We start from the raw sequence: 18,985 nt of genomic DNA on the forward strand, positions 1-18,985 counted from the left end.
GGCGGGCGTCGGGGCGCGTGAGCGAGCTGCTGCTCGGCGCGCCCCCGGTCGGCGGCGCGCCGGTGCTGGCGCTCCGCGTCCTGCTCTGGTGCGTGCTGCTGGTCTGGGGGCTGCGGCTGATGGCCGCGCCGGTGTCGAGCAATGTTGTCGGCGAATCGCTGCTGCATCTGGTCAATCTGCCCTTCCACGAGGCCGGGCACGTCATCTTCGCCCCGCTCGGCGACTTCATCGGCTCGCTCGGCGGCACCCTGGGGCAGCTGCTGATGCCGCTGATCTGTCTGCTGGTGCTGCTGCTGCGTACTCGTGACCCCTTCGGGGCCAGCGTCTGTCTGTGGTGGTTCGGGGAGAACTTCCTCGATATCGCGCCCTATGTCGCCGATGCCCGCGCCGGGGTGTTGCCGCTGCTCGGCGGCAACACCGGACAGACCGCGCCCTATGGATTTCACGACTGGGAATACCTATTAACCGAGACCGGGCTGTTACATCTCGATCGTGCGCTCGCTCAGGCCAGTCATCTGCTCGGCGCCCTGCTGATGCTCGCCGCGCTGCTCTGGGCGGCGCTGTTGCTGCTGCGCCAGTGGCGCGCGCTCGAACGCGGCTGAGTCCCGGCCCTCGGTCGTTCTCCTTTCGTTGTCCGCTTTGCTGTAAGGAATCCCATGTCCCGATCATCCTCCGTCGCGCCCGATCGTCCGGGCACCCGCGATCTGCGTGCCTTGGCGCGTCTGCTGCGCTTCACCCTGCCTTATCGCTGGCGCCTGCTCGCCGCGCTCGCCGCGTTGCTGTTCGCCGCCGGGTCGGTGCTGGCCTTCGGTCAGGTGATCCGGGTGGTGGTCGATCGCGGGTTGTCGAGCGGTTCGGCGGTGGCGCTCGATCGTTCGTTGCTGCTGTTTCTCGCCGTGGTGGTGCTCACCGCCGGGGCGATGATGGCGCGCAGTTATCTGCTCAACTGGATCGGCGAGCGGGTGGTTGCCGACATCCGGCGCGCGGTCTTCGATCGGGTGCTGGGACTCGATGTCGGCTTCTTCGAGACCACCCGCACCGGCGAGGTGATCTCGCGACTGACCAGTGATACCGCGCTGCTGCAGGTGGTGGTGGGCTCGACCCTGGCGATGGCGCTGCGCACCTCGCTGATGATGCTCGGCGGCATCGCCATGCTGGCGGTGACCAGCCCGGGCCTGACCGGGCTGGTGCTGCTCGGGGTGCCGCTGGTGATCGGCCCGGCCTGGCTGCTGGGGCATCGGGTGCGCCGTCTCTCGCGCGCCAGTCAGGATCGGGTGGCCGATGTCGCGGCCTATGTCGATGAGGTGATCCACGGCATCCGCACCGTGCAGGCCTGCGGTCACGAGCCGCTCGATCGGCGTCGTTACGGCGAGCAGGTGGAGTCGGCCTTCGAGGTGGCCCGTCAGCGCTCGCTGACCAGCGCCTTGCTTGCCGGGATCGCCACCCTGCTGACCTTCGGCGCGATCGGTGTGGTGCTGTGGATCGGCGGTCACCAGGTACTCGACGGGGCCCTCAGCGGCGGCGAACTCTCGGCCTTCCTGTTCTACGCCATCCTGGTGGCCAGTGCGGTCGGTTCGCTCAGCGAGCTGCTCGGCCAGCTGCTGCGCGGTGCCGGAGCCAGCGAGCGGTTGATGGAGCTGCTCGAGGCACGCCCGGCGATCGCCGCGCCGAGCGACCCGGTGGCGCTGCCGCGGCCGGCGCGCGGCGAGGTCCGTTTCGACGCGGTGCGCTTCTGCTACCCCTCGCGTCCCGATACCCCGGCGTTGGATGCGCTCTCGCTGGTGGTGCGCCCGGGCGAGCGGGTGGCGCTGGTGGGGCACTCGGGGGCGGGCAAGTCGACCCTGTTCCAGCTGTTGTTGCGCTTCTACGACCCGAGCGCCGGCAGGGTGTGTTTCGATGGCGTCGATCTGCGCGCACTCGACCCGCGCGAGCTGCGTGGACGGATCGGGCTGGTGCCGCAGGACCCGGTGATCTTCGCCACCAGTGCCTGGGAGAACATCCGCTACGGCATGGAGTCGGCGACCGACGCCGAGGTGCGTCGCGCCGCCGAGGCGGCGCACGCGACCGAGTTCCTCGATCGCCTGCCGCAGGGCTTCGACACCGATCTCGGCGAGCGCGGGGTGCAGCTCTCAGGGGGGGAGCGCCAGCGGATCGCCATCGCCCGCACCATCCTGCGCGACCCGGCGCTGCTGCTGCTCGACGAGGCGACCAGCGCGCTCGACGCCGAGAGCGAGCGCCTGGTGCAGCAGGCGCTCGAGGAGCTGATGCGCGGGCGCACCAGCATCGTCATCGCTCACCGGCTGGCGACGGTGCGCAACGTCGACCGCATCCTGGTGATCGACGGCGGACGCATCGCCGCCGCCGGAGGCCACGAGGCGCTGATCGCCGAGGGCGGGCTCTATGCGCGCCTCGCCGCGCTGCAGTTCCAGGAGCCGACGCCGGCGCGCGCGGCGCCGGTCGTCTGAGCCGGGGTCAGTCGCGCGGGGCCAGGTCGCGATCGAACAGCTCGCGATAGTGCTCGGCGTAGGGGGCGAGGGCGCGATAGACGAAGCCCGGCACCACCCGCGATTCCTGACGCTCGAACTTGCTGCGCACGTGGTTGAGGTTGCGCAGCAGCTTCATCTCGATCACCGCGCGGGCGAACTCCAGCCCGCGTGGTCCACGGTTGCGTTGCAGCCAGGCGACCAGCTTGCGGATGAGCAGCGGCGGGCGCCCGGTGCCGGGCGGGTGGTTGAGCCGCTCCATGAAGCGCGGCATGCCGCGGGTGCGGTCGCCGCCCTCGGTGAGGGTGCCGAACTCGAGTTCGGGGCGCAGCATCTCGAACATCCGCTCGCCGCGCTCGGTGCGCGCCATCACCCATTGCCAACCGAGCTCCGCGCCCATGTAGCCGATGGTCAGGTCGCTCAGCGCGTTGGGGTAGTCGAAGCAGGACAGACAGGCCGAGGGGAAGATGCCGTGGAGCTTGTCCATCGGGAAGTCGATGTAGTTGACCCGCTCGACCGCGCCGTCCTCGTGACGCAGCCAGAGGCTGAAGTCCTGCATGAACTCGTGATGGACCACGGTCTTGGGTGAGCGCGAGATCTGCTCGAGGAAGTATTCGAGATCGGGGTAGGAGACGTTGTCGCTGCAGGGGATGCCGATCACGTACAGCGCCTCGAGTCCGAGCTCGGACTCGATCGCGCGCAGCGCGTGCACCTGGCAGCCGGTGCCGATGAAGGCCAGGCGCTTGATGCCCTGTTCGCGCACCAGGTCGAGCAGCCCGAGGTTGGGCGACAGGCTGGGCTTGTTGCCGGCGGTGGCGAGCACCTCCTCGGGGGTACGGGCGAGGATCGGCTGGGCCTTGAAGCGGGTGCCGGGGGCGGCGGCGGTGGTGATCACCGCCTCGACCTCGCCGCGTTCGAGCAGCCGCGCGCCGAGGGTGGTGACCATGCCGCTCCACTGTGCGCCGGGACGCGGGGCGCGCATGCGCGCGGCATAGGTGGCGCGGTAGCAGCCGAACAGCAGCTCGTCGCCGTCGCCGCGGCTGCGACCGAACAGGCGCTGCTCGATGGCGTCGGTCTGGTTGTTGACGAACATGCACGCCTGGGTCATCTGCGGCTTGAGCGTGCTGTCGCACAGCCCGCAGTCGCTGCACAGACGGGGGCGACCCTGGAGTCGCTCGTCGTTGCTGAGCAGCGAGATCTGACCCATGCCCTTGGACGGGCCCTCGGCGACGGGGGCGGCGGACTGATTCATCGCTGCGCCTCGTGCGAGTGCTGGCTGGCTGCGGGATGACGGATCGGCATGCTGGATCTCCTCGTGGTCGATGGGCACGCCGCGCGCGTCGGTCTGCGCCGGGCGTTGCCCGGAGTGGCTTGGAGGGCGGTCGTCGGGGGACCGCCGTGGGCGGCGTGCAGTCTGCCGCAAATGGTCGCGCTCAGTCCATCGGCCCCGGTCATGGAAACCACGCGCCTTTCGGGGATTCTCGCCGGTGATTGATCCTGTCGGCTTGACCACGGTCGAGCAGGGGCGCTAGGGTCGCGAACTTGATCGAATAAGGCTTGGGGCGGGCTGCGCGCCGCGCGACCGGCTCCATGGTTCATCGGGACAACGTCCAGCAAGCGCCTGTGTGCGCGACGGTCTTGGGCGTGTCCGCTCAATCTGGCCGTTTGCGCCGAACAGACTAAGCAACAAGGTTTGCAGCGTTATGCCCATCCCGTTCCCGTTTTCCGCCGTTGTCGCCCAGGAGGAGATGAAACGCTCCTTATTGATCGCTGCCATCGATCCCTCGATCGGCGGTGTACTGGTATTCGGCGACCGCGGCACCGGCAAGTCCACCGCGATCCGTGGCCTGGCCGCCCTGCTGCCGAAGATGCGCGCCGTCGATTGCACCTATCAGTGCGACCCCGAGGCCAGCGATGACGTCCTGTGTGAGGACTGCCGCGCCAAGCGTGCCGCGGGGCGGACGCTGAAGAGCCGTCAGGTGCCGGTGCCGGTGGTCGACCTGCCGCTCGGTGCCACCGAGGACCGCGTGATCGGCGCCCTCGACCTCGAGCGCGCCCTGACCAAGGGCGAGAAGGCCTTCGAGCCGGGTCTGCTGGCGCGTGCCCATCGCGGCTTCCTCTACATCGACGAGGTCAACCTGCTCGAGGACCATCTGGTCGACTCGCTGCTCGACGTCGCCGCCTCGGGTCAGAACCTGGTCGAGCGCGAGGGCCTGAGTGTCCGTCACCCGGCGCGCTTCGTGCTGGTCGGCTCCGGTAACCCCGAGGAGGGCGAGCTGCGCCCGCAGCTGCAGGATCGCTTCGGTCTGTCCGTCGAGGTCAAGACCCCGCAGGACCTGCCCACCCGGATGAAGGTGGTGCGGCTGCGCGACGCCTTCGAGCGCGATCCCAACGCCTTCGTCGAGAAGTGGAAGCGTCAGGACGGCAAGGTGCGTCGCCAGATCCAGAAGGCGCGTGAGCTGCTGCCCAGCGTCGAGGTGCCGGATGCGACCCTCGAGCGCGCCGGCGAACTGTGCATGAAGCTCGGCACCGACGGGCTGCGCGGCGAGCTCACCCTGATCCGCGCCGCGCGTGGCCTGGCCGCGCTGCAGGGCGACACCGAGGTCGTCGACCGCCACCTCAAGGAGGTCGCCACCTCGGCGCTGCGTCACCGTCTGCGTCGCGATCCGCTCGACGAGTCCGGTTCCACCAGCCGGGTCGAGCGCGCCGTGGCGGAACTGTTCGAGGAATGAACATGACCGCCGCGAATCCCGCCGCCGATCAAGGCGTCGACGCGGGTCCGCCCCCGGCCGGGGCGGGCCTGTCCGCGTGGGATGATGCGGTGCTGGCTGCGGCCCTGATGAGCGTCGATCCGGTCGGGACCGGCGGCGTCGCGCTACGGGCCCTCGCCGGCCCGGTGCGTGAGCAGTGGCTGAGCCTGATGCGCGATCTGCAGCCGCCCGAGGCGCCGCATCGCCGCATCCCGCTGCACGTCTCCGACGGTCGCCTGCTCGGCGGCCTCGATCTGGCCGCGACCCTCAACGCCGGTCGCCCGATCGCCGAACGTGGCCTGCTGGTGGAGGCCGATGGTGGTCTGGTGGAGCTGGCGATGGCCGAGCGCATCTCGGCCCATACCGCCGCGCGCCTGACCATGGCCTTCGACTCGGGCGAGGTGGTGCTCGAACGCGACGGCCTGGCGATGCGCACCCCGTCGCGCTTCGCGGTGGTCGCGCTCGACGAGGGCGTGGGCGAGGACGAGGGGCTGCTCAATGCGCTGCTCGATCGTCTCGCCTTCCACGTCGATCTCACCCACATCCGCGTCCACGAGGCGATCGCCTGCGACTACGATCCCGAGGACGTGGTGCAGGCGCGCGCGCGTCTCGCCGGGCTGACCCTCGACGAGGAGCAGCTCGAGGCGCTGTGCGGTACCGCGCTGGCGCTCGGTATCCCCTCGCTGCGTGCATCGCTGTTCGCCTGTCGGGTCGCCTGCGCCTCGGCGGCGCTCGAGGGTCGCGACCAGGTGGAGGCCGAGGACCTGGCCGTCGCCGCGCGTCTGGTGCTGGCGCCGCGTGCCACCCAGCTGCCGCCGAGCGAGGAGCAGCCGCCCGAGGAGCCGCCGCCACCGCCGGAAGAGCCCGAGGAGCAGGAGCAGAACCAGTCCGAGGAGCAGCAGCAAGAGCCGCAGGAACTCGAGGACACCGTGCTCGATGCGGCCAAGGCGGCGATCCCCGCCGATCTGCTCTCGCAGCTCCAGCTCGGCACCCTGCGTCGCTCGCGTTCGCGCGCCACCGGCAAGGCCGGTGCGATACAGAACGCGCCGACCCGCGGTCGTCCGGCCGGGGTGCTGCGCGGCGAGCTGCGTTCCGGGCTCAAGCTCAACGTCGTCGAGACCCTGCGCGCCGCGGCGCCCTGGCAGCGGTTGCGGCGCGAGGAGCGGGCGCGACGCGGCATCGAGTCCTCGCGCATCGAGGTGCGTCAGGACGACTTCCGCATCACTCGCTTCAAGCACCGCTCCGAGACCACGACCATCTTCATGGTCGACGCCTCGGGCTCCTCGGCGCTGCACCGTCTCGCCGAGGCCAAGGGTGCCGTCGAGATGTTGCTGGCCGACTGCTATGTGCGCCGTGACCAGGTGGCCCTGATCGCCTTCCGCGGCAAGGGCGCCGAGGTGTTGCTGCCGCCGACCCGCTCGCTGGTGCGTGCCAAGCGCACCCTCGCCGGGCTGCCCGGTGGCGGCGGTACGCCGCTGGCCTCGGGGATCGATCTGGGGATGATGATGGCCGACTCGATCCAGCGTCGTGGCGGTACCCCGATCCTGATCCTGATGACCGACGGTCGCGCCAACGTGGCGCGCGACGGCGCCGGTGGTCGGGCGCGCGCCTTCGACGAGGCCAAGGCCGCGGCGCGGGCGGTGCGGGCGCAGGAGATGAGCGCCATGGTGATCGACACCTCGCCACGTCCGCAGCAGCAGGGGCGCGAGCTCGCCGCCGAGATGGGTGCGCGTTACCTGCCGCTGCCGCATGCCGATGCCGGTGCGTTGAACCAGGCGGTTCGCGTGGCGACCGGCTGAGGCCCCGCGCTCGCGCCCGACCACCCCAGAGATGGTCGGGCGCGAGCGTTCATCGGGTTTGCCGAACGTCTTGCCGAAGGAGGTGAAAGGGATGCGATTCACCCTGACCAGACGGCTCGACTGGACGCGCGACGGCGACAGTTGGCCGAATCGAGGCGCCAGTCGCTTCGTCACCGCCGGCGGGATCCGCTGGCACGTCCAGCTGATGGGGCAGGGGCCGGTGTTGCTGCTGCTCCACGGCACCGGCGCCTCGACCCACTCCTGGCGCGATCTCGCGCCGCTGCTGGCCGAGCGCTTCACCATCATCGCCCCCGACCTGCCCGGTCATGGCTTCACCGAGGCCTTGCCCTACGCGCAGATGTCGCTGCCGGGGATGAGTGCCGCGCTCGGCGCGCTGCTCGAACGTATCGGACACCGCCCCGTCGCAGTCATCGGGCACTCGGCCGGGGCGGCGATCATGGTGCGTGCCGTGCTCGAGGCGCGGTTCGTACCGCATGCCCTGGTCGCGCTCAACGGCGCGTTGCTGCCCTGGCGCGGGGTGCCCGGGCGGGTGTTCTCGCCGACCGCGCAGCTGTTCGCCTCGGTGCCGGTGGTCTCGCGCTTTCTCTCCTGGCATGCGCTCGACCGCAAGGCCATCGAGGGACTGGTGGCCAATACCGGTTCGCGGCTCGACGAGGCCGGGATCGAGTTCTACCGACGGCTGGTCGCCGATCCCGATCATATCCGCGCCACCCTGACGATGATGGCCAACTGGGACCTGGAGCCGCTCGCCCGGGCACTCCCCGAACTCGCGCCGCCGCTGTTTCTGGTCGTCGGCGAGAACGACGGCACGGTCTCGCCGCGCGAGGCCGAGCGGGTGCGCGAGCGGCTGCCGAGCACCGAGATCCATCGTCTGTCCGGGCTCGGGCACCTGGCTCACGAGGAGCGTCCGCAGGATGTCGCGGTGCTGATCGGCGAGCTGCTCGGGCGGGCTGGTCTGCTGCCCGATCCGAGCTGATTCCGATCAAGTTTCAAAAGGCGCCGCCGGGGTGGACGGGGCGGTCATGCTGCTATAATGTCAAGCCATCTTGACACTAGATTGGGTATTAGAGACTTGACACTTGCGGCTCCACAGGTTTCCAAGGGCGTGACGGGCGCCAAGCCCCACGCGATCGTGATCGGCACCGGGTTCGGTGGTCTGGCCGCGGCGATTCGCCTTGGCGCGCGCGGTTATCGGGTCACCATGCTCGAACGGCTCGACGCGCCGGGCGGGCGTGCCTACATGCACCATCGCGACGGTTTCTCTTTCGACGCTGGCCCGACCATCGTCACCGCTCCCTTCCTGCTCGAGGAGTTGTGGTCGCTGTGCGGGCGCAAGTTCTCCGACGACATCGATCTGCGCTTGATGGATCCCTTCTACCGGATCCGTTTCGACGACGGCAAGGTGTTCGATTACAGCGGCGATCCCGAGGCGGTGAAGGCGCAGATCGCGCAGTACTCGCCGGACGACGTCGAGGGCTACGATCGCTTCATGAAGTACAGCGAGGGGGTGTTCAAGGTCGGCTTCGAGGACCTCGCACACATCCCCTTCACCTCCTGGACCGATATGGCCAAGATCGTGCCGGACATGGTGCTCAAGCAGAGCTACCGCACCGTCTACGGCATGGTCTCGAAGTACATCAAGGACCCCTATATCCGCCAGGTGCTCTCCTTCCACCCGCTGCTGGTCGGTGGCAACCCCTTCAAGGTCACCTCGATCTACACCCTGATCTCCTTCCTCGAGCGCAAGTGGGGCGTGCACTCGGTGATGGGCGGCACCGGTGCCCTGGTGCGCGGCATGGTCGACCTGATCGAGGGGCAGGGCAGCGAGATCTGCTACAAGGCCGAGGTCGAGCAGATCATGGTCGACTCGCGTCGGCGCGCCACCGGCGTGCGGCTGACCTCGGGCGAGGAGATCGCCGCCGACATCGTGGTCTCCAACGCCGACGCGGCCAACACCTATCGTCGGCTGCTGCCGGCGACGGTGCGTCGTCACTGGACCGATCGCAAGGTCGAGCGTTCCAGGTTCTCCGCCGGGCTGTTCGTCTGGTACTTCGGCACCAAGCGCCAGTACCCCGACGTCAAGCACCACACCATCCTGCTCGGCCCGCGCTATCGCGAGCTGATCGAGGACATCTTCCAGCACAAGCGCCTGGCCGAGGACTTCAGCCTCTACCTCTATCGCCCGACGGCGACCGATCCGAGTCTCGCCCCCGAGGGGTGCGACACCTTCTATGCCCTGTCCCCGGTTCCGCACCTCGAGAGCGGCACCGACTGGGCCACGGTGGCCGAGGAGTATCGGGCCAAGATCGCCCGTTATCTCAGCGACACCGTGCTGCCCGGCCTGGAGGACCAGATCGCGACCTCGCTGGTCACCACGCCGCAGGACTTCCAGGACAGGCTCAACTCCTATCTCGGGGCCGGGTTCAGTTTCGAGCCGACCCTCACCCAGAGTGCGTGGTTCCGCCCGCACAATGTCAGTGAGGACGTCAAAGGTCTCTATCTGGTCGGTGCGGGGACGCATCCGGGTGCAGGGATTCCCGGCGTCATCTCCTCGGCCCGTGTCCTCGATACGGTGGTGCCCGATGTTTCAGCCTTCGCTTAATGCCCTGAATCCGTCGCCGGGTCACGCCTCGGCGGACGATCTCGCTGCCTGCCGGGAGCTGCTGCGCTGTGGGTCGCGTTCCTTCTACGCGGCCTCCTTCCTGTTGCCGCAGCGCATCCGCGAGCCGGCGATCGCGCTCTATGCCTTCTGCCGGATCGCCGACGACGCGATCGACTTCGTGCCCGATGCCGCCGGCAAGGCGCGCGCCCTCACCGGGCTGCGTGCGCGGCTCGACCGCATCTACGACGGCAACCCGATCGACGATCCCGCCGATCGCGCGCTGGCCGACGTGGTGGTCCAGTACGCCATGCCCAAGGTGCTGCTCGAGGCCCTGCTCGAGGGCTTCGAGTGGGATGCCGAGGAGCGTCGCTTCGAGGACATCTCCGGGGTCTATGCCTACTCGGCCCGGGTCGCCTCGACCGTCGGCGCGATGATGGCGACCCTGATGGGTGCACGCGAGGCCGATCAGGTGGCCCGTGCCTGTGACCTCGGCGTCGCCATGCAGCTGACCAACATCTGTCGCGACGTCGGCGAGGATGCCCGCGCCGGTCGGCTCTATCTGCCCAAGCAGTGGATGCGCGAGGCCGGTATCGACCCCGATGCCTGGCTCGCCGACCCGGTGTTCAACGACGCCCTGGCCTCGGTGATCCGACGCATGCTGGATACCGCCGACGCGCTCTACCGGCGCGCCGACGTCGGCATCGCCGGGTTGCCGGTAGGGTGTCGCGCCGGGATCAACGCCGCGCGCTATCTCTATGCCGAGATCGGGCGTCAGCTCGAGCGCCAGGGGCTCGACTCGATCACGAGTCGCGCGGTGGTGCCGGCACCGCGCAAGATGCAGCTGCTCGCCCCGATCCTTGGCAGTACCATGCTGACCGCGCGCTATGTCGCGGCGCCTGCGCTGGAGGAGACCCGCTTCCTGGTCGATGCCGTGGTCGAGGCCACCCCGGTGCACATGCGTGCGCAGAACACGGGCGTCGGCGGCAAGGTGGTACGGGTGCTCGAGTTGTTCGAGGAGCTCGAGGCGCGTGAGCGCGCCGCCAGCGAGGCCGCGCGTGCCCGCGCCGGTCAGTTGGCGATGTCCTCGGCGCGCGGCTGATCGGCTGATCGGCTGTCGCAGCCCGTCGAGACAACAACGCCGCGCCGGATCGGATCCGGCGCGGCGTTGTTGTGTGACACCTTATTAAATAGTACGCCGAGGATGCGTGGGTTCAGTCCCAGGTCTTGCGCGGCATGCGGAAGGGCAGCAGCATCTGTACCCAGTTGGCGGCGAAGCGGTCGAGATCGAGGCTCTCGTGCACCGACTCGACGCGCTCGCCGCAGAGTCGGGTCTCGACCACCGAGCGGACGTAGAAGGGGGTGTCCTCCAGCGTCTGCACCACCCGCGCCTGATCGCCGGCCTCACACTGGGTGCCGCGTCCGACCCGCCAGACGCTGGCCGTCGGCAGCGCCGCCCGTGGCGGCGGCGCCACCTGCTCGACCTCGCCGTTGCGCGCGAAGCGCAGCGCCAGCTGGCTGTTGCGACCATCGCGCTCGGTGGCATCGTAGAGGGTGGCGGCACCGTCGCTGAGCGCCGCACGCGACCAGTCCCAGCGCTGGAATCCGGCCTCCAGCGGCTCCTCGCCGCGGTTGGAGTCGAGATAACCGGCGCCGCTCCAGCGCAGGCCGGGATTCTGGAAGTCGAGTTCGACCCGCGCGACCGGGGCGATCGGCCACCAGCGATGACGAGCCTTGCCGTCGAGCACGAAGTCCTGCGGGTTGATGGCGCTGGGATGGACGCGGATGCGTCCGCGCAGTCGCGAGGGCAGGGGGACGGTGAGTTCGTCGACGTCGATGGTCAGCGCCTCGCCGTCCCAGTGCAGGCCGCTCGGGCCGATGCGCAGGGTATCGGCGCTCTGGTGCAGTGCGCCGCGACCACGCTCGGTCATCGCCCAGCGTTTCTTGCCGTCACGCCCGTAGAGCACCACGTTGAGCGCGCAGTGATCGAAGGGGTCGAGGTCGGGTGCGGCGCGACGTCGGCGCCAGGCGTAGTAGGGCGAGAAGACGTTGCCGAGCATGGCGATGACGGTCAGCCCGTGCTGGCCGTCGTCGCTCAGCGCGTCGACATACCACCACAGATAGCCGCCGGGGGTGATGCTCAGGTCGAAGCGAGGTCCGCGAGCAGGCTCGTCGCCGCCAGCTCCCCCGAGATCGCCGCCATCGGCACGCCCGCGCCCGGGTGTGTGCTCCCGCCCGCCAGATACAGCCGCGGGATCCGGGTCCGCGAGGCCGGTCGATTGAACGATGCCCGCCAGCCGTGGATCGCCGGGCCGTAGAGCGCTCCCCCGGTCGCCGGGAACAACCCCTCGAAGTCCCTCGGCGTGACGACCTGGCAGCGCTCCGGGTGTCGCGCCACCCTCAGGCCACATCGTTCCAACAGGGAGAATACCCGCCGTTCGCATTGCTCGATCTCCGAAGCGTCGAATGGCTGCATGTCGCCCCGTGCAGGGGCGTTGAGCAGCAACAACAGGCGCTCTGGACCCGACGGGATGTTGCCCTCGCCGCGGTCCTGGGCGCAGATATAGACGGTCCCCTCGCGCGGGACCCGTCGATGACGAAAGATATCGTCGAATTCGGCCTGGTAGTCACGGCCGAAGAAGACGTTGTGGCGCTCGAGGGCAAAGCCCTCGGTGTGTGCCACCAGCCCCCAGGTGATCGCCGAGAGCGAGCGACGGGAGGCCGGCAGGCGGGGCAGGGCGGCGATCGCCTCGGCGCCGAGGCGTCCGCTGGAGAGCGCCGCCGGATCGGCGTTGCAGACCACCGCGTCGGCACTCACCCGCTCGCCGTCCTCGAGGACCACGCCGCTGGCTCGCCCCCGGGTCACCTCGATCTCCGAGACCCCGCGGCCATAGTGGAGTTCCACCCCCAGCCCCTCGGCAAGCGCGGCGAGCGCGCGTGCGACGCGATGCATGCCGTCGCGCACCAGCCACACGCCCTGCTGCTCGACATGGGCGATCAGCATCAGCGTCGCCGGCGCGGCGAAGGGTGACGAGCCGCAGTAGGTGGAGTAGCGTCCGAACAGCTGGCGCAGCCTGGGATCGGCGAAGTGCTCGCCGAGCGCCTGCCATAGAGTGTCGTAGGGACGCATGCCGCGCAAGCCGGCCATGCCGCTGACCCCGCAGCGACTCATCAGTCCTATCAGGCTGGGACGGGAGGCGTGGATGAAGCTCTGCTCCAGGGTTTCGTAGGCGGCGCGCGCGCGCTTGCAGAAGGCGCGGTAGTGCTCGGCCTCGGCGGCGCCGGCGAAGTCGCCGATGGCCGCGACCGAGCGCTCGTGGTCGGCGTAGAGGTCGAGACGCTCGTCGGCGCTCCAGGCGTGGCGTGCTATGATCTCGGCCGGTTGCAGTCTGAGATGATCGTCGAGTCGCGCGCCGGCGGTGGCGAAGAGTTCGTCGAACACCCAGCGCATGGTGAAGACGGTGGGCCCGGCGTCGATCGCCTGACCGTCGACCTGCAGCTGCCGCATCTTGCCGCCGGGGCCGGCGGCGCGCTCGAACACCCTGACCTGCAGTCCGCGAGCGGCGAGACGGATGGCCGTTGCCAGGCCGCCGATCCCTGCTCCGATGACGACCACCGATTGCGTTGACATCGGACAGCGACCTCCTGTGATTCACGTTGACGCCTCGTGCGTTGATGTCTATTGTACATGACACAAATTAGTGTCAACTAATCCTTACACTTTTTCAGACGAACACCAGTTGCCGGGGAAGCAGAGATGGATGCCACCGCAGCGAGAATCGAGCGGGCCTTGACCGAGGCCATTGAACATGTGGTCGTCTCCGGCTGTCCCCCGCGGCTGGCCGAGGCGGTGCGTCACGCGGTCTTCCCGGGCGGTGCGCGGGTGCGCCCGCGGCTGTGCATCGCGGTGGCCGCCGCCTGTGGCAGCAAGGACGTGGTCTCGGCCGATGCCGCGGCGAGCGCCATCGAGTTGCTGCACTGCGCCTCGCTGGTGCACGACGATCTGCCCTGCTTCGACGACTCGCCGCTGCGTCGTGGGGTGCCCTCGGTGCACCGCGCCTACGGCGAGCCGCTGGCGGTACTCGCCGGCGATGCGCTGATCATCCTCGCCTTCGAGCACCTCGCCCGTCAGCTCAGCGACAAGCCCGCACTGCTCGCCCCGCTGTTGCTCACCGTCGGGCGCTCGGCGGGGATGCCGCACGGCATCACCGCCGGTCAGGCCTGGGAGTGCGAGCCCAAGGTCTCGGTCGAGCACTATCACCGCGCCAAGACCGGCGCGCTGTTCGCCGCGGCGACCGCCGCCGGTGCCCAGGTCGCCGGCGCCGACGCCGATGCCTGGCGGGTGGTCGGTGACAAGATCGGCGAGGCCTACCAGGTCGCCGATGATCTGCGTGATGTTGCCGCCAGCGCCCAGGAGGTCGGCAAGCCGGTCGGACGCGATGCCCTGCTCAACCGTCCCAGCGCCGCCGGCGAACTCGGTGTCGAGGGGGCCGTGGCCCGGCTCAAGGGGCTGGTGCAGGAGGCTGTCGACGCCATCCCCGAGTGCCCCGGGCGCGAGCGCTTTGCCGAGGTGCTGGTGCACGAGGCGCGCCACATCATGCCCAAGAGCCTCGCCCAGCAGGCTGCCTGATGGCGTCTGTCGCGCGCGCCCGTGCGGCGCGCGCCGGGCGCGCACCGGAGGGACCCCGTGCCGATTCGTGACGACTGGCTGAAGCTACGCAATCGTCTCCTCTCCAGCCCGCGCTTTCAGCGCTGGGCCGCCCGCTTCCCGCTGACCCGCCCGCTCGCCCGGCGTCACGCCCGTGAGCTGTTCGACATCGTTGCCGGTTTCGTCTACTCCCAGGTGCTCTATGCCTGTGTGCGCGCGCGCCTGTTCGAGCTGCTCGACGAGCGTGGTCCGAGCGACAGCGCCGCGCTTGCCCCGGCGCTGGGGCTGCCGGAGGAGGGTGCGCGCCGTCTGCTGCTCGCCGCGGCCAGCCTGCGTCTGGTCGAGCAGCGCGGGGCGGACCGCTTCGCTCTCGGCGAGCGTGGTGCCGTGGTGCTCGGCAACCGCGGCATCGCCGCGATGGTCGAGCACCACGCGATGCTCTATGCCGATCTCGAGGACCCGCTGGCGTTGTTGCGCGGCGAGCGTCCGCAGCGCGCGCTCGCCGACTATTGGGCCTATGCCGAGTCGAGTGCGCCGGCGCGCAGCGATGCCGCGGCGGTGGACGGCTACTCGGCGCTGATGGCCGACTCCCAGGCGATGATCGCCGAGGAGGTGCTTGATGCCTATTCCTTCCGCGATCACCACTGTCTGCTCGACATCGCCGGCGGCGATGGCACCTTCCTGGTCGAGGTGGCCAAGCGCTGGCCGCACCTGCAGGTGATCCTGTTCGATCTGCCGGCGGTGGCCGAGCGCGCCCAGGCGCGCTTCGTCCGCGAGGGCCTCGCCGAGCGCGCCCGTGCCGTCGGCGGTGACGTGTTGCGCGATCCGCTGCCCGAGGGGGCGGACGTGGTCTCGCTGGTGCGGGTGGTGCACGATCACGACGACGAGCGTGCCGCCGGTTTCGTCGCCGCGGCGCATCGCGCACTCGCCCCCGGCGGTACGCTGCTGGTGGCCGAGCCGATGTCCGGCACCCGTGGTGCCGAGCCGGTGGGGGACGCTTATTTCGGTCTCTACCTGCTGGCAATGGGCAGCGGTCGCCCACGCACCGCCGCCGAGCTGGAGGCGATGCTCGCCGCCGCCGGGTTCGAGCAGACGCGCGAGCTGCCAACCAACCGCCCGATCCTCACCCGTGCGCTGCTCGCACGCCGGGCGTCCGACTGAGCGCGTTCCACCACGTCCCGTGGCGATCGCTTTTGCCGATGCAGATCAATATCCCTGGGCTCTCGCGGTGGACGGGTCGGTCACATCCGTTAAACTGCGAGGCTCGTCCGTAACAACTCGAATGCGTGCCGCACCGTGAACCTCGAAACCCTCGCCGTTGTCCTCGAACAGCCCGAACGTCTTTCGCTTCAACGATTGCAGCTCACCCCGCCCGAGGCGGGCGATGCGGTGGTCGAGATCGACTGGAGCGGGATCAGTACCGGCACCGAACGTCTGCTGTGGTCCGGGCGCATGCCCCCCTTCCCCGGCATGGGCTATCCGCTGGTGCCCGGCTATGAGTCGGTCGGTCGCGTGGTCGAGGCCGGTCCAGAGTCGGGGGTCAAGGCCGGCGACTTCGTCTTCGTCCCCGGTGCCCGCTGCTATGGCGAGGTCAACGGCCTGTTCGGCGGTGCCTCGGCGCGGGTGGTGGTGCCCGGCGCGCGGCTGCTCGCGGTCGACGAGGCCCTCGGCGAGCGTGCGGTGCTGCTGGCGCTGGCGGCGACGGCCTATCACGCCATCGCCACCCCCGGCAAGGCGCCGCACGCCGAGCTGATCGTCGGTCACGGGGTGCTCGGTCGGCTGCTGGCGCGCATCGCCGCGCTCGCCGAGGAGGGCAGCCGTCCGGTGGTCTGGGAGGTCAATCCCGAGCGTGCCAGCGGCGCCGAGGGCTTCGACTACGAGGTGGTCGATCCGGCCAATGACGAGCGGCGCGACTATCGCAGCATCTGTGACGTCAGCGGCGATCCGCAGATCCTCGATCAGCTGATCGCGCGGCTCGCCCCGCAGGGCGAGATCGTGCTCGCCGGCTTCTACAGCCAGCCGCTGTCGTTCACCTTCCCGCCGGCGTTCATGCGCGAGGCGCGGTTGCGGGTGGCGGCGCAGTGGCATCCCGCCGACCTGGCCGCAGTCAAGGAACTGGTCGAGTCCGGCCGGTTGTCCCTGGACGGGCTCATTACGCATCGGGAGCCGGCCACCGAGGCCGATCGCGCCTATCGCACCGCCTTCGGCGACCCGATGTGCCTGAAGATGATTCTGGATTGGAGAGCGATTTCGTGAGCGTATCCGTCAACACACCCGCCTCGAGCAGTGCGGCACCCGCGGTCAAGGAGACGCAGATCATCGCCATCTACGGCAAGGGTGGCATCGGCAAGAGCTTCACGCTCGCCAACCTGTCGTACATGCTGGCGCAGCAGGGCAAGAAGGTCCTGCTGATCGGCTGCGACCCCAAGAGCGATACCGCCACGCTGTTGTTCGGCGGGCGCTCCTGCCCGACCATCCTCGGCACCTCCTCGGCGAAGAAGCGCGCTGGCGAGGAGGTCGTGATCAGTGACGTCTGCTTCAAGCGCGATGGCGTGTTCGCGATGGAGCTCGGCGGCCCCGAGGTCGGTCGCGGGTGCGGTGGTCGCGGCATCATCCACGGCTTCGAGCTGCTCGAGCGTCTCGGCTTCAACGACTGGGACTTCGATTATGTGTTGCTCGATTTCCTCGGCGACGTGGTCTGCGGCGGCTTCGGCCTGCCGATCGCCCGCGATCTCTGTCAGAAGGTGATCGTGGTCGGCTCCAACGACCTGCAGTCGCTCTACGTCGCCAACAACGTCTGCTCGGCGGTGGAGTACTTCGCCAGCCTCGGCGGCAACGTCGGCGTCGCCGGCATGGTGATCAACAAGGACGACGGTACCGGCGAGGCCCAGGCCTTTGCCCACGCCGCCGATATCCCGATCCTCGCCACCATCCCGGCGCACGAGGAGATCCGTCGCAAGAGCGCCAACTACGAGATCATCGGTCGCCCCGGCGAGCGTTGGGGGCCGCTGTTCGAGGAGCTGGCGACCAATGTCGCCGAGGCGCCGCCGCGTCGTCCCAAGCCGCTCGACCACGAGTCGCTGCTCGGCCTGTTCAAGGGCGATGAGGTCGGTCGCAACGTCGTGCTCGAGCCGGCGCAGCCGACCGACATGTGCAGTACCGCCGCGATCGAGCGGCCCTCGCTCGAGGTGGTCTACGACGATGTCTGAGCAGCACCAGGACGCGCCCCGCGGCTCGCAGGCCGTTGCCGCACCCGGGGAGGGGGGGTGTCAGCACCGTGACGTGCTGCGCCGTGCCGCCGAGGCCGCCGGCGACAGCGCGCTGATCGCGCGGCTCGACGCCAACGCGGTGGCGGCGCCGCACGATCAGCCGCAGACCATGTGTCCCTCGTTCGGCGCGCTGCGCGTCGGGCTGCGGATGCGTCGTACCGCGATGCTGATGGTCGGCTCCGGCTGTTGTGTCTATGGCCTGAGCTTCACCGCCCACTTCTACGGCGCGCGCCGCTCGATCGGTTATATCCCGTTCGATTCCGAGAGCCTGGTCTCCGGTCAGCTCTACGAGGACGTGCGCGAGGCCGTCGACACGCTCGCCGACCCCGAGCGCTACGACACCATCGTGGTGATCAATCTGTGCGTGCCGACCGCCTCCGGGGTGCCGCTGCGGCTGCTGCCCAAGGAGCTCAACGGGGTGCGCGTGCTCGGTATCGACATCCCCGGTTTCGGTGTGCCGACCCATGCCGAGGCCAAGGACGTGCTCGCCGGGGCGATGCTCAACTACGCCCGTCGCGAGGCCGAGCAGGGCCCGGTGCAGGCCCCGCGCGGTGGGCGCAGCGAGCGCCCCACGGTGACCCTGCTCGGTGAGATGTTCCCGGCCGACCCGGTCGGTATCGGCATGTTGCTCGAACCGCTGGGGCTGGCCGCCGGTCCGGTGATCCCGACCCGCGAGTGGCGCGAGCTCTATGCCGCGCTCGACTGCGCCGCCGCCGCGGCGATCCATCCCCACTATGCCGCCAGCGCGCGCGAGTTCGCCGCCGCCGGGCGTCCGGTGGTGGGCTCGGCCCCGGTCGGGGTCGAGGGCACCGCCGCCTGGCTCGATGCCATCGGCGCGGCCTGCGGGATTGCGCGCGATACCGTGGACGTGGCCAAGAACCGCTTCCTGCCGGCGATCAAGGGCGCGCTCGCCGGCGCGCCGATCAAGGGGCGGGTGCTGGTCTCGGGCTACGAGGGCTCGGAGCTGCTGGTCGCGCGCCTGTTGATCGAGTCCGGTGCCGAGGTGCCCTATGTCGGCACCGCCTGTCCGCGCACCCCCTGGTCGGAACCGGATCTTGCCTGGCTCGAGGAGCGCGGCGTGCCGGTGCAGTTCCGCGCCTCGCTGGAGCAGGACCTCGCCGCGGTGAAGGCGCTCGAGCCGGACCTGGCCATCGGCACCACGCCGGTGGTGCAGGCGGCCAAGGAGATGACCATCCCCGCGCTCTATTTCACCAATCTGATCTCGGCGCGCCCGCTGATGGGGCCCGCCGGGGCCGGCTCGCTGGCGCAGGTGATCAACGCCGCGCTGGGCAATCGTGCCCGCTTCGACACCATGAAGGCGTTCTTCGCCGGGGTCGGGGAAGGGGCGACGAGCGGGGTCTGGCCCGTCGCGCCCGGCACACGCCGCGCCAAGCCGACCCGAGCCGCGCACTGAGG

General features: G+C 69.7%; 15 protein-coding genes. 12 read left to right on the top strand and 3 right to left on the bottom strand.

Features of this window, described 5'->3' with window-relative positions; genetic code table 11:
• Nucleotides 1-602 (top strand): zinc ribbon domain-containing protein (locus tag EBL84_RS14190; RefSeq protein ID WP_123141448.1); only part of this gene is annotated, 602 nt, incomplete at its 5' end.
• A gap of 54 nt (nt 603-656) precedes the next feature.
• A complete protein-coding gene (locus EBL84_RS14195; RefSeq protein WP_123141415.1) occupies nt 657-2,465 on the top strand; it encodes an ABC transporter transmembrane domain-containing protein in 1,809 nt (602 codons plus the stop codon).
• 7 nt (nt 2,466-2,472) lie between these two features.
• Here EBL84_RS14195 and EBL84_RS14200 read toward each other — a convergent pair whose 3' ends face one another.
• The gene (locus tag EBL84_RS14200; RefSeq protein WP_123141416.1) at nt 2,473-3,735 is read right to left on the bottom strand and encodes a Coenzyme F420 hydrogenase/dehydrogenase, beta subunit C-terminal domain; all 1,263 of its coding nucleotides are present in this window, start codon (nt 3,733-3,735) and stop codon (nt 2,473-2,475) included.
• A 451-nt stretch (nt 3,736-4,186) separates the two neighbouring features.
• On the opposite strand from EBL84_RS14200, the gene bchI reads away from it, so the two are divergent.
• The 5 genes from bchI to EBL84_RS14230 all read left to right on the top strand — a co-directional run bounded on the left by bchI (nt 4,187) and on the right by EBL84_RS14230 (nt 10,754).
• Nucleotides 4,187-5,215: a magnesium chelatase ATPase subunit I gene (gene bchI / locus EBL84_RS14210; protein ID WP_123141418.1), complete on the top strand. Its 1,029-nt coding sequence runs from the start codon at nt 4,187-4,189 to the stop codon at nt 5,213-5,215.
• Nucleotides 5,212-7,032 carry a magnesium chelatase subunit D gene (locus tag EBL84_RS14215; protein WP_123141419.1) on the top strand — a complete coding sequence of 607 codons (1,821 nt, stop codon included), beginning with the start codon at nt 5,212-5,214 and terminating at the stop codon, nt 7,030-7,032. The genes bchI and EBL84_RS14215 overlap by 4 nt, the downstream gene beginning before the upstream one ends.
• 91 nt (nt 7,033-7,123) lie before the next feature.
• Nucleotides 7,124-8,029, top strand: a complete 906-nt coding sequence (bchO, locus tag EBL84_RS14220) for an alpha/beta fold hydrolase BchO (protein WP_123141420.1) — start codon at nt 7,124-7,126, stop codon at nt 8,027-8,029.
• A gap of 96 nt (nt 8,030-8,125) precedes the next feature.
• Nucleotides 8,126-9,655 (top strand): phytoene desaturase, encoded by a 1,530-nt coding sequence (locus tag EBL84_RS14225; RefSeq protein WP_123141421.1) that lies wholly within the window; start codon nt 8,126-8,128, stop codon nt 9,653-9,655.
• Nucleotides 9,636-10,754 (top strand): phytoene/squalene synthase family protein, encoded by a 1,119-nt coding sequence (locus EBL84_RS14230; RefSeq protein WP_123141422.1) that lies wholly within the window; start codon nt 9,636-9,638, stop codon nt 10,752-10,754. The genes EBL84_RS14225 and EBL84_RS14230 overlap by 20 nt, the downstream gene beginning before the upstream one ends.
• 112 nt (nt 10,755-10,866) lie before the next feature.
• Here the strand turns inward: EBL84_RS14230 and EBL84_RS14235 are convergent, their stop codons facing one another.
• Together EBL84_RS14235 and crtD are read right to left on the bottom strand one after the other, a co-directional pair.
• Nucleotides 10,867-11,712: a carotenoid 1,2-hydratase gene (locus tag EBL84_RS14235; RefSeq protein WP_223806132.1), complete on the bottom strand. Its 846-nt coding sequence runs from the start codon at nt 11,710-11,712 to the stop codon at nt 10,867-10,869.
• Nucleotides 11,713-11,792: 80 nt separating this feature from the next.
• Nucleotides 11,793-13,283, bottom strand: coding sequence for a 1-hydroxycarotenoid 3,4-desaturase CrtD (crtD, locus tag EBL84_RS14240; protein ID WP_123141423.1), 1,491 nt, complete (start codon nt 13,281-13,283; stop codon nt 11,793-11,795).
• Between the two features lie 126 nt (nt 13,284-13,409).
• Between crtD and EBL84_RS14245 the strand changes: the two genes are divergently transcribed.
• The 5 genes from EBL84_RS14245 (at nt 13,410) to bchY (ending at nt 18,983) form a co-directional block, all read left to right on the top strand.
• Entirely contained in the window at nt 13,410-14,282 is an 873-nt protein-coding gene (locus EBL84_RS14245; protein WP_062272565.1) for a polyprenyl synthetase family protein, read from the top strand.
• Nucleotides 14,283-14,339: 57 nt separating this feature from the next.
• Nucleotides 14,340-15,461, top strand: coding sequence for a methyltransferase (locus tag EBL84_RS14250; RefSeq protein ID WP_123141424.1), 1,122 nt, complete (start codon nt 14,340-14,342; stop codon nt 15,459-15,461).
• Between the two features lie 135 nt (nt 15,462-15,596).
• Nucleotides 15,597-16,556 (top strand): chlorophyll synthesis pathway protein BchC, encoded by a 960-nt coding sequence (bchC, locus tag EBL84_RS14255; protein WP_123141425.1) that lies wholly within the window; start codon nt 15,597-15,599, stop codon nt 16,554-16,556.
• The gene (locus tag EBL84_RS14260) at nt 16,553-17,509 is read left to right on the top strand and encodes a chlorophyllide a reductase iron protein subunit X (RefSeq protein WP_062272639.1); all 957 of its coding nucleotides are present in this window, start codon (nt 16,553-16,555) and stop codon (nt 17,507-17,509) included. Before bchC ends, EBL84_RS14260 begins: the two co-directional genes overlap by 4 nt.
• Nucleotides 17,502-18,983: a chlorophyllide a reductase subunit Y gene (bchY, locus tag EBL84_RS14265; RefSeq protein ID WP_123141426.1), complete on the top strand. Its 1,482-nt coding sequence runs from the start codon at nt 17,502-17,504 to the stop codon at nt 18,981-18,983. The genes EBL84_RS14260 and bchY overlap by 8 nt, the downstream gene beginning before the upstream one ends.
• The last annotated feature ends 2 nt before the right edge of the window (nt 18,984-18,985 follow it).

This window comes from Marichromatium sp. AB31 (assembly GCF_003718685.1).
In the GTDB taxonomy this organism is placed as follows: Bacteria; Pseudomonadota; Gammaproteobacteria; order Chromatiales; family Chromatiaceae; genus Marichromatium; species Marichromatium gracile.

Bases quoted from the DNA above. Each gene is read 5' to 3' on its own strand.
- EBL84_RS14245 (WP_062272565.1), top strand. From the start codon at position 13,410: ATGGATGCCACCGCAGCGAGAATCGAGCGGGCCTTGACCGAGGCCATT.
- bchO (WP_123141420.1), top strand. From the start codon at position 7,124: ATGCGATTCACCCTGACCAGACGGCTCGACTGGACGCGCGACGGCGAC.
- EBL84_RS14235 (WP_223806132.1), bottom strand. From the start codon at position 11,712: ATGCTCGGCAACGTCTTCTCGCCCTACTACGCCTGGCGCCGACGTCGC.
- crtD (WP_123141423.1), bottom strand. From the start codon at position 13,283: ATGTCAACGCAATCGGTGGTCGTCATCGGAGCAGGGATCGGCGGCCTG.
- EBL84_RS14215 (WP_123141419.1), top strand. From the start codon at position 5,212: ATGAACATGACCGCCGCGAATCCCGCCGCCGATCAAGGCGTCGACGCG.
- EBL84_RS14200 (WP_123141416.1), bottom strand. From the start codon at position 3,735: ATGAATCAGTCCGCCGCCCCCGTCGCCGAGGGCCCGTCCAAGGGCATG.
- EBL84_RS14230 (WP_123141422.1), top strand. From the start codon at position 9,636: ATGTTTCAGCCTTCGCTTAATGCCCTGAATCCGTCGCCGGGTCACGCC.
- bchY (WP_123141426.1), top strand. From the start codon at position 17,502: ATGTCTGAGCAGCACCAGGACGCGCCCCGCGGCTCGCAGGCCGTTGCC.
- bchI (WP_123141418.1), top strand. From the start codon at position 4,187: ATGCCCATCCCGTTCCCGTTTTCCGCCGTTGTCGCCCAGGAGGAGATG.
- EBL84_RS14195 (WP_123141415.1), top strand. From the start codon at position 657: ATGTCCCGATCATCCTCCGTCGCGCCCGATCGTCCGGGCACCCGCGAT.